This window comes from Sandarakinorhabdus limnophila DSM 17366 (assembly GCF_000420765.1).
Taxonomy (GTDB): domain Bacteria; phylum Pseudomonadota; class Alphaproteobacteria; order Sphingomonadales; family Sphingomonadaceae; genus Sandarakinorhabdus; species Sandarakinorhabdus limnophila.
On record NZ_ATVO01000006.1, the window covers coordinates 21,164 to 31,612 of the forward strand.

At 65.8% G+C, this 10,449-nt stretch carries 8 protein-coding genes; 4 read left to right on the forward strand and 4 right to left on the reverse strand.

From position 1 onward, the window contains the following. Positions 1–38: 38 nt before the first annotated feature. Positions 39–1,553 (reverse strand): ComEC/Rec2 family competence protein, encoded by a 1,515-nt coding sequence (locus G566_RS15380; RefSeq protein WP_029131407.1) that lies wholly within the window; start codon positions 1,551–1,553, stop codon positions 39–41. Between the two features lie 61 nt (positions 1,554–1,614). Here G566_RS15380 and gltX point away from each other — a divergent pair, with 61 nt between their 5' ends. The 4 genes from gltX (at position 1,615) to G566_RS0107725 (ending at position 7,596) form a co-directional block, all read left to right on the forward strand. Continuing rightward, positions 1,615–3,039, forward strand: coding sequence for a glutamate--tRNA ligase (gene gltX / locus G566_RS0107710; RefSeq protein ID WP_022680097.1), 1,425 nt, complete (start codon positions 1,615–1,617; stop codon positions 3,037–3,039). A 17-nt stretch (positions 3,040–3,056) separates the two neighbouring features. Further along, the gene (locus G566_RS0107715) at positions 3,057–4,337 is read left to right on the forward strand and encodes a citrate synthase (protein ID WP_022680098.1); all 1,281 of its coding nucleotides are present in this window, start codon (positions 3,057–3,059) and stop codon (positions 4,335–4,337) included. A 97-nt stretch (positions 4,338–4,434) separates the two neighbouring features. Beyond that, positions 4,435–6,618: a coiled-coil domain-containing protein gene (locus G566_RS0107720; protein ID WP_022680099.1), complete on the forward strand. Its 2,184-nt coding sequence runs from the start codon at positions 4,435–4,437 to the stop codon at positions 6,616–6,618. Positions 6,619–6,753: 135 nt separating this feature from the next. Beyond that, positions 6,754–7,596 (forward strand): SDR family NAD(P)-dependent oxidoreductase, encoded by an 843-nt coding sequence (locus G566_RS0107725; protein WP_022680100.1) that lies wholly within the window; start codon positions 6,754–6,756, stop codon positions 7,594–7,596. 122 nt (positions 7,597–7,718) lie between these two features. Here the strand turns inward: G566_RS0107725 and G566_RS0107730 are convergent, their stop codons facing one another. Genes G566_RS0107730 through G566_RS0107740 form a run of 3 tightly spaced genes read right to left on the reverse strand, consistent with a single transcriptional unit; the run spans position 7,719 to position 10,443 of the window. Further along, positions 7,719–8,012, reverse strand: a complete 294-nt coding sequence (locus G566_RS0107730; RefSeq protein ID WP_022680101.1) for a DUF1467 family protein — start codon at positions 8,010–8,012, stop codon at positions 7,719–7,721. Beyond that, complete coding sequence (locus G566_RS0107735) at positions 8,009–9,655, reverse strand: ribonuclease J (protein WP_022680102.1); 1,647 nt, start codon at positions 9,653–9,655, stop codon at positions 8,009–8,011. Before G566_RS0107735 ends, G566_RS0107730 begins: the two co-directional genes overlap by 4 nt. Next, a complete protein-coding gene (locus G566_RS0107740) occupies positions 9,655–10,443 on the reverse strand; it encodes a type III pantothenate kinase (RefSeq protein ID WP_022680103.1) in 789 nt (262 codons plus the stop codon). Before G566_RS0107740 ends, G566_RS0107735 begins: the two co-directional genes overlap by 1 nt. Between the last annotated feature and the right edge of the window lie 6 nt (positions 10,444–10,449).

Genomic DNA, 10,449 nt, shown 5'->3' on the forward strand with positions numbered 1-10,449 from the left:
CATCGTCACTCACCGGCGCGCCAGCAAGCTCGCACTGTTCAGTGGGGCTGCCACGGCCGGTCGCCGGCCGCATCGGCGGCGGTTGTCACCCGCCGCGCATCCAGCCAGATCGCCACGGCCCCGGTGTGCGCCAGCGCGGCGGCATCCAGCTTCAGCCAGCGCGGCTGGCACCAATCCGGCAGGCGGCGATCGGAAACGACGATATCGGCTGCGGCACAGGCCGGGGCAAAGCGATCACGCGGGATCAGGCTGCGGCCGGTGGTGGCCAGCACACGCCAGCGCCGGCCATCCCGTTCCACGTCGGCGACACAGCTTTCCGCCGAACAGCGCGCCAGCGGCAGCGTGCCCAACCAGACGGCGCTGGCCGGATCGCTGCCCACCGCTTCCGCCCAATTGTCGATCAGGAAATCGCCAACGCGTTCGCGGCTGTGGGCCAGCCGGCCATCGGGCAGCCGCAGCGCCAGGTGGCGGCCATCGCTGCTGATCAGCAGATCGGGCACGGCCGCTGACCAAGCCAGCAGCACCGCGCCGGCCAGCGGCGCCAGCCCCCACCAGCGCGCGCGGCTGCGCCACAGCGCCAGCCACAGCCCACCGGCTGCGCCCAGCGCAAAGGCCGGCCCCGCCAATGCGCCCGCCGCCAGCGCCAGCGTGGGCACCGGCACCCGCAGCACCAGCCACGGCCACAGGCCCAGCAGCCAGCGTATCATGAGCGCCACACTGCCCACCACCACGGCAATGTGAAGGCCGGAGATCGACAGCAGATGCGCCAGCCCCGCATCGCGCATTGCCTGTGCCGTGGCCGGCGGAATCGCCCCCTGCCAGCCGGTGACGAAGGCGGCGGCAACCGCGCCCGCTTCCCCCGGCATGCGGCTGGTGATCAGCGCCTGCAGGCGGCTGCGCACGCCGGCCAGCCACAGGCCCGGGCCCGGCGGTGGCGCGGCCACGATCGCTACCTGTCCCAGCGCCACGCCGGTGCCGCCGATGCCATCAAACCAGGCGCGGCGGGCCAGATCATAGCCGCCCGGTACCGCCATGCCCGATGGCGGGGAGAGCAGCGCTCGCGCCGAGATGATGGTGCCGGCGGCGACCTGTGGCTGGTCTCCGCGCAGGCGCAGGCGCAAACGCTGTGTGCCGCCGGGCAGGCTGTGGCCAGCGGCCGGCACCAGCACCAGGCGCTGATCACCAAAGGCCAGCGGTTCGGCACTTTCCACACGGGCGGTGACGGTGGCGAACACCCGCCCGGCCAGCACCGGATGATGATTCAAGGCGACGCGCAGTTCGGAGACGCCCAGGCCGGCCAGCAGCAGCAGCGCCATCCAGGCCAGCGGCCGCAGCCCGGCCAGTAGAAATCCGATGGCCAGTGCAGCGGCCGCGCACGCCGCCGCCTGCCGCCACGGCGCCCATGGCAGCGCAAACCACAGCGCGATGCCGGCCGCCAGCGCCACCGGCAGCCACAAGGGCAGATGCGCGCGTTCGGCATCCAGCCAGCGGTGCCAGCCGGCGATCAGCGCTTGCCCCGCGGTTTGTTTCTCTTCGATCCTTCTGCTAACCACCCGCGCGTTCCGTGTGCCCTCCCGGCCACGACCCTGAAGCCCTTGATTGGATGAAACGCGCATGAGCGCAACACAGGATTTGCCCGGCAAGGTCGTCACCCGCTTTGCCCCCTCGCCCACCGGTTTCCTGCACATCGGCGGCGCCCGCACCGCGCTGTTCAACTGGCTGTTTGCCCGCCACCACGGCGGTGAATTCCATCTGCGCATCGAGGATACCGATCGGGCCCGCTCCACCGAGCCGGCCATTGCCGCGATTCTGGACGGGATGACCTGGCTGAACCTGAACTGGGATGGCGAGGTGGTTTACCAGTTCAGCCGGGCCGCCCGCCATGCCGAGGTGGCGCACGCATTGTTGGCCGCGGGCCACGCCTATCGCTGTTATGCGACGCCCGAAGAGCTGACCGCCCTGCGCGAGGAGCAGCGCGCCGCCAGGCAGCCGATGCGATACGACGGGCGCTGGCGCGACCGCACCGATTGGCCGAACGATGCCGATTATGTGATCCGTCTGAAGGCGCCGCGTGAAGGCAGTGTCACCATTGACGATCAGGTGCAGGGCCCGGTGACGGTGAACAATGCCGAGCTGGATGATTTCGTGCTGCTGCGGTCGGACGGTACGCCCACCTATATGCTGGCCGTGGTGGTGGACGATCACGACATGGGCGTGACCCACGTGATCCGCGGCGATGATCACCTGAACAACGCCTTCCGCCAGCTGGCGCTGATTCGCGCGATGCAGTGGCCTGAGCCGGTTTATGCCCATATCCCGCTGATCCACGGTGCCGACGGCGCGAAATTGTCGAAGCGGCACGGCGCGCTGGGCGTGGATGCCTATCGCGACGAGTTGGGCCTGTTGCCGGAAGCAGTGGAAAATTACCTTCTGCGCCTGGGCTGGGGCCATGGCGACTCCGAGATCATCAGCCGTGATGAAGCGGTGCAGTGGTTCAGGCTGGAAGGCGTGGGCCGTTCGCCGTCGCGGTTCGACATGAAGAAGCTGGAAAACCTCAACGGACAGTATCTGCGCGCTGCCGATGATGGCCGGCTGGTGGCGTTTATTGCCGGCCGCGTGGCTGCGGCATTGGGCCGCGAATTGACCGATTCCGATACATCGCTTTTGCAGCGCACCATGCCGGAGTTGAAGAAACGCGCCAACAACCTCAATGATTTGGCAGCCAGCAGCCTTTTCTATCTTCGCAGCCGCCCAATCCCCATGGACGAAGGCGCTGCCAAGCTGCTAGCGTCTGCGACACCGGGGCTGCTTGACCGCGCCCGGGCACGATTCGCCGCCCAGGATGACTGGACGGCTGCCGCACTGGAACAGGTGGCGCGTGAACTGGCGGAAAGCGAAGCGGCCAAGCTTGGCCAGATCGCCCAGCCGTTGCGCGCTGCTGTTACCGGTTCGGCGCAATCGCCCGGATTGTTCGAGGTTCTCGAAGTGCTGGGCAGGCAAGAAGTGCTGGGGCGGATCGACGACGCCCTGGCGGGTTGAACGAAGGGAAGACTGCCATGACGGCCACGATCGGAATCGACGGAAAAAGCGCGGAATATCCGGTGCACCAGGGCAGTATTGGCCCGGAAGTCGTTGATATTCTCAAGCTTTACGCCAACACCGGCCGCTTCACCTTCGATCCGGGCTTTACCAGCACCGCGTCGTGCGAATCCAAGATCACCTATATCGATGGCGATGAAGGTATCCTGCTCTATCGCGGCTATCCCATCGAGCAGCTGGCCGAACAGTCGAGCTTTCTGGAAGTCGCGCATCTGCTGCTGAACGGCGATCTGCCCAATGCGGAACAGAATGCCGAATTCACCCGTAACATCACTCGCCACACCATGATTCACGAACAGCTGGCGACCTTCTACCGGGGTTTCCGGCGCGACGCCCACCCGATGGCGATCATGTGCGGCATCGTTGGCGCCATGGCGGCCTTCTATCACGACTCGACCGACATTCATGATCCGCAGCAGCGGACGATCGCCTCACATCGCATCATTGCCAAAATGCCAACCCTGGCGGCGATGGCCTATAAATATTCGATCGGGCAGCCCTTCCTCTATCCCGACAACAGCCTGAGTTTCGCCGGCAATTTCCTGCGGATGACCTTTGGCGTGCCGGCCGAACCCTATGTGATCGATCCGGTGATCGAAGACGCGATGGAAAAACTGCTGATTCTGCAGGCCGATCACGAGCAGAACGCCTCCACCTCAACCGTGCGGCTCGCCGGTTCGTCGGGCGCGAATCCGTTCGCCTGCATTTCGGCCGGCATTGCCTGCCTTTGGGGCCCGGCGCATGGCGGCGCCAACGAGGCCGCGCTGAACATGCTGCGCGAAATCGGCACGCCGGATCGTATTCCGGAATTCATCGCGCGGGCGAAGAACAAGGATGATCCGTTCCGCCTGATGGGCTTTGGCCACCGCGTCTACAAGAATTACGATCCGCGCGCCAAGGTGATGGCCAAGGTCGCCAAGAACGTGCTCGACAAGATGGGCATCGCCGATCCGATCTTCGATGTCGCGCGTGAACTTGAACAGATCGCACTCAACGATCCCTATTTCATCGACAAGAAGCTTTACCCCAACGTCGATTTCTATTCTGGCGTCGTGATGTCAGCGATTGGCTTCCCCACATCGATGTTCACCGTGCTGTTCGCCATCTCGCGTGCGGTCGGCTGGATCGCGCAGTGGACCGAGATGATGGAGGACCCCGATCAGAAGATCGGCCGTCCGCGCCAGCTCTACACCGGCCACACCCACCGCGATTATGTGCCGATGGGCCAGCGTGGTTGAGCCTTGGGCTGATCACCCTATCGGAATCTTGTGGATAGTTCGGTGAAAAGGGGCTGCCGGCTTGAACGGCGGCCCCTTTTCCTGTTTGTGCTTTTCCATGGGTGATTTTCTGGCTCCTCCTGAATCGCGCCGCTGGCCCTGGATCCTTGCGATCATCGCCAGTCTGGCCTGGGCCGCTGCCATCATCGCCACCTGGGGCACCGCCACCGGCGCGATTGCCGTTTCGGCCAAGCTGCAGCCGCTGCTGCTGATGCTGGCCGCGCTGGCCGGGCCAGTGGGCGTGGCGCTGCTGGCCGCCGTGCAGTTGCGCGATGCTGGGGCTGTGAACGCCGCCCGTGCCGCCATTGCTGATGCGCGCGCTTCCCAGGCCGCCGAGTGGCTGGAGCACAGCGCCGAATCCCTCACCCGGCTGGAAGAGCAGCTGGCCGCCGCCACCGCGCGCATGGCCGCGATGGAAGCACCAGTGGCCAGCCACAGCAGCGCCATCGCCGGCGTGGCCAGCGCGCTCGACAGCGCCAACGATCGGCTGTCGGCAACGGTGGCCAAAGCCGTCTCTGCAAGCACGGATTTCGCCGGCGCTGTCCCTGTCGCCAGCAGCCAGGCCGAAGCCTTGAGCGAGCTGATGACCCGGGTGGACAACCAGTTGCGCAGCCAGTTGGCCGAAACCGAAACCCTGCTGGCCAGCCTCTACACCCGCGCCAGCGAAGCCGAAGCCGAAGCCCGCGCCGCCGCCCAGGCCAGCCGCGGCGAGATCAATGCGCTGGCCCAGGCCAGCCAGTCCGGTCTTGAAGCCATGGCCAACGCCGCCGCCCAGGCGCGCGAAGCGGTGGAGACACCGATCGGTGCGCTCAACGCGGCCATCGACGATGCCTTCACCCGCACGAGCCTCTCGGTCGAGCAGACCCGCGACGCCGTGCACGCGCAGACCAGCGCAATGCTGGCCAGTGTCGATCAGGCCCGCACCGCGCTGGCGCACATTGGCGGGGAAGGCGCGCGGGAACTGGATGAACGACTCGCCAACCTGCAACTGCTGGCCAGCAAGGTGGCCGGCGAGATCGAAGTGAGCGGCCGCAATGCCGCGGCGCTGGTGGACGAGCTGGGCAGCCGGGTGGAGGCGCTGGAAACCCGGCTCGCCGCCGCCATCGCCAGCAACAGCGAGGCGCTGTCCGGCCTTGATGCCCGCCTGGCTGCCGCCAACGTGACGGTGGCCGGCTTCACCGCACCGCTGGGCGACGCCGATGCCGCGCTCGCCACCGTGCAGCTGCGGCTGGAAGCCATGGGCAGCGAAGCCGGCCGCACGATTGCCCTGTTCGAAGCCCAGTTGCCGACCGGCGAACAGCAGGTGAGTGCGCTGCGCGGCCAGATCGCCGGGCTGGAAGCGCAATTGGCCAGCATCAAGGAACAGGCCGCAACCCTGGCCGAACCGCTGGAATCGGGCAGCGCAACGCTGAACGACGCCAGCAACCGGCTCACTGTGGCCCGCGAAACACTGACCTCCACGACCGACGAACTGGCCGACGCCATCGCCCGCGCCCAGGAACAGATGCGCGCGCTGGAAGACGACACCAGCCGCCTGAGCCTGACGGCATCGGGCGACCTGATCGACACGTTCGCCCGCGTGCGCGAAGTGGCCGACAATGCCGCCGGCGCGATGCGCACCGCACTGGCCGGGGTGATCCTCGAAGCCGAGGAAGCGCTGGACAGGGCCGCCATCAGTCGCACCGAAGCAGCGTTCGCCGCGCCGATCCGCGATCGCATCGAGGAACTGATGGAATTGCAGGGCCGCGCCGGCGAATCCGCGCAGGCCGCCGCCGAACGCGTGGCACAGCGCCTGGTCGGGCTGGCCCGCACTCTTTCGGATGTGGAAGCGCATGTGGACGCGGTGGAAACCCGTGCCGAAGTACGCATCCGCAACGCCCTGGGCCGCCGCGCCAACGGCCTGATCGACAGCCTGCAATCCAGCGCCATCGATCTGGCCAAGCTGCTGGATTACGACATCGACGACAAGACCTGGGCCGATTACGCCGCCGGCGATGCCAGCGCCATCGCCCGCCGCCTCGCCCACGGGCTGGACAGTGGCGCCGGCCGCCAGTTCGTGCGCCACTATACCCACGATCCCGAATTCCGCACCGAAGCCAGCCGCTATCTGCAGGAATTCGAATCGCTGGTCGCCGATGTGGTGCCGGAACGCGGCGGCGAGGCACTGGGAGCGACTCTGCTGTCGTCCACTTTGGGCAAGCTGTATCTGGCCATTGGCCAGGCCGCCGGGCGATTTAACTGAAAGACGCCTCCGGCGGGCAGGGGCTGAGCCCCTGCACCCACTTTTGTTTGCGCCATCCTTTTGCGTCGTTGTGTTGGGCTTGATCCGGCATCCGTGTCAGGATGCTGCAACTTAACGCAAGCGGGGGAGAGCAGCATGGCTCGCATCTTGGTCACCGGCGCACGGCGCGGCATCGGCCGCGAAATCACGCTGACGCTGGCACGCGCCGGCCACGAAGTGGTGGCCACCATGCGCGATCCCAATGGCTGCGACCTGGCTGACATCGCGGCGAAGGAAGGCCTGGCGATCAGCCTGGCCGCGCTGGATGTCGATGATGATGCCTCCGTCGCCGCGCTGTTTGCGCAAGCAGGCATGGCCAACGTCGATGTGCTGATCAACAACGCCGGCATCCTCTCGATCAACGCACTGGAAGATGAATCCATGGCCATGATCCAGGCGGTGATGAACACCAATTTCTTCGGGCCGGTGCGCTGCATGAAAGCCGTGGTGCCGGCGATGCGCGAACGCCGCCAAGGACTGATCATCAACCTCTCGTCGATCGCCGGCCGGATGGCGGTGTTCTCGCACAGCGCCTACGGCCCGTCGAAATTCGCGCTGGAAGCCGCCAGCGAAGTGGCAGCCCAGGAACTGGCGCCCTTTGGCGTGCGAGTCGCGCTGGTCGAACCGGGCATCATCGCCACCGATATGGCCGTCGCCAACCTGCCGCAGCCGCGTGCCGACAGCGAGAATCCCAGCGGCCGCCGCATGGTGGCCATGAACGCCGATGCGGATAAGGGCACGCCGCCCGCCGTGGTGGCAAACGCGGTGCTGGATATCGTCAGCGGCCGCAACACCGCTTTCCGCACGCTGTGCGGCGACGATTCGCAGATGTTCATCGGCATGCGCACCCGCATGAGTGACGATGCCTGGATCGCCATGAGCGACACGATGGACGATGGCGTGTTCTTTGACCGCATGACAGCGGAGATGCAGGGCTGAGCCCCTGCACCCACTTTCGTTTTCGGGCGGCCCATCATACGCCAGCATGATGGCTACCGTTGAAAAAGGATGCCCTCAAACGAACGGGTGCAGGGTCTGCGACCCTGCCCGCCGGAGGCCTCTTACCCTGCCTTCACTGGGGCGTACGGCCCGCGGGTGCGCCAGAAGGGGACGTCGTCCACGACGATCCAGCCGAATTCATAATTGGCCATGAACAGGCCGAAGATCACGCCACTGATCAGGGTGGTCCACAGCAGTTTCTTGCCGATCATCGGGTTGGATGGGGCGGAGCTGGCTTGGCCGGGAACGGGCTCACTGCCGTCTTCTTCGGTCGTGCGCACACCGAAGGGAAGGACGGCGAAGAGGGTGAGCGTCCAGAACAGCAGGTAGATGGCCAGAGCTGACTGGGGCTTCACAGTCGGGTCACCTGCACATCCGTGACCGGCTTCTTGCCCGTCCATTCGCGGGCGATGCGGCGCACGGCGACGCGGATGGCTTCGGCATAGTGCTCGGCACGTTTCGGATCGCCCTTGGCGGCGGCCTTTTCGGCGGCTTCGGCGCATTCGGCGAGGAAGTCGTCCTTGTCTTCCTCCACCGGCACGCCGTGCGCGCTCACCTTGGGTGTGGCGGCGGGCAGGCCATTCTTGCCGACGACCACGCTCACCGCGATCAGGCCATATTGGCTCATGCGGCGGCGTTCGACGATGGTCGCGCCGTCGGCGGGCAGGATGACATCGCCGTCCAGCAGCAGCCGCCCAGCCTTTTCGTGGGAAATCAGCTTTGGCCCATCAGGCGCCAATCGGATGGCGCTGCCGTTGATCGGCACCATGGCCTTGGGCACGCCGCAGTCCTTGGCCAGCTTGGCATGTTCTTCCATGTGGCGGCGTTCGCCGTGCACGGGGATAGCGATTTCGGGCCGGATCCATTCGTACATGGCTTCCAGTTCCGGCTGACCGGGGTGGCCGGAAACGTGCACATGGGCCTGTTTTTCGGTGATGATGTCGATGCCGCGCGTGGCCAGCGCATTCTGGACGCGGCCGATGCTCAGTTCATTGCCCGGAATCTGCTTGGAGGAATAGACGACCAGGTCGCCCGGCTCCAGTCGCAGCTTGGGGTGGCTGCCTTCGGCGATGCGCGACAGCGCCGCCATCGGTTCGCCCTGTGCGCCGGTGCACAGGATCAGCACCTTGTTGCGTGGCAGGCTCATCGCCGTGTCCCAATCGATGGGTTCGGGCAGGTCTTTCAGATAGCCCGTAGCGCGGGCGACGCCGACGATGCGGTCCATCGAGCGGCCGGCCAACACAAGCTCGCGGCCACAGGCCTTGGCAACGGCACCCAGCGTGCCGAGGCGCGCGGCGTTGCTGGCAAAGGTCGTCACCAGCACGCGGCCGGATTTGCGCGCCTTGACGACGCGCATCAGGCCATCGCGCACATCGGCTTCGCTGCCCGAGGCTTCGGGGTTGAAGACGTTGGTGCTGTCGCCGACCAGCGCCAGAATGCCGCTGTCGCCGATGGCGGTCAGCTGCGCGGCGGAGGCCGGGGTGCCCATCTGCGGCGCATCATCCAGCTTCCAGTCACCAGTGTGGAAGATGCGGCCATAGGGCGTATCGATGATGAGCGCATTGCCTTCGGGGATCGAGTGGGCAAGCGCGACATAGGTGAAACCGAACGGACCCAGCTTGAGCGTGCCGCCCATCGGAATGATCTTCAGCTTCACCTCGTCCTGCAGCCCTTCTTCCTCCAGCTTCTTCGCAATCAGGCCGGCGGTGAACGGAGTGGCGTACAGCGGCACCTTCAGTTCGGCGGCGAGATAGGGGATGGCGCCGATATGATCTTCATGGCCGTGGGTGAGCACGATGCCGAGCAGATCCTTGCGGCGCTCCTCGATGAAGGCGAGATCGGGCAACACCACGTCGATGCCCGGATAGCGCGGGTCACCAAAGGTCATGCCGAGATCGACCATCACCCATTTGCCCTGGCAGCCATAGAGATTGACGTTCATGCCAATCTCGCCGGAGCCGCCCAGGGGCAGGAAAATCAACTCGTCACCAGGGGTCATTATGTTGGGTTCTTTGCGTTCCATTGGTGGAGGCGGATGAGACCCTTGATGGTCAGGTCGCCGTCAACATGGGCTATGGCAGTGGTGTGGCGTTGGAACAAGGTGGCAAGACCGCCCGTCGCAATCACGGTGACCGGGCCGACGATCTCTTGGCAAAGCCGGGTCACCAGCCCTTCGATCAGGCCGACATAGCCCCAGAACACGCCTGACTGCATGGCGTGGACGGTGCCTTTACCGATCGCGCCAAGATTGCCCGGCGGCGGTTCGACAGCGATGCGCGGCAGCTTGGCGGCGGCCTGATAGAGCGCGTCCATCGACAGGTTGATACCCGGCGCGATGGCCCCGCCCTGATAGGCACCATCGGCTGATACCACATCGAAGGTGGTTGCGGTGCCGAAATCGACAATGATGAGGTTGCCCGGCCACAGCGCATGGGCGGCAACGGCATTGACCAGGCGATCGGCGCCGACTTCGGCCGGGTTGGGCAAAGCAATGGTCAGCCCCAGGTTGATCGCACCGATGGCGACGACTTCGGGCTCGACGCTGAAATATTTGCGGCACAGGCGCTGCAGATTGAACAGGGTCTGCGGCACCACGGTGGAGATGATGGCGGCATCGACGCTGCCCATCGCCACGCCTTCCAGCGCCATCAACTGGTGCAGCCACACGGCATATTCATCCGCCGTGCGCTGGCCATCGGTGGAAATGCGCCAGCGTTGGGCGATGACATTGCCATCGCACAACGCAAAGACGATGTTGGTATTGCCGACATCAATGGCGAGCAGCATCGGGCC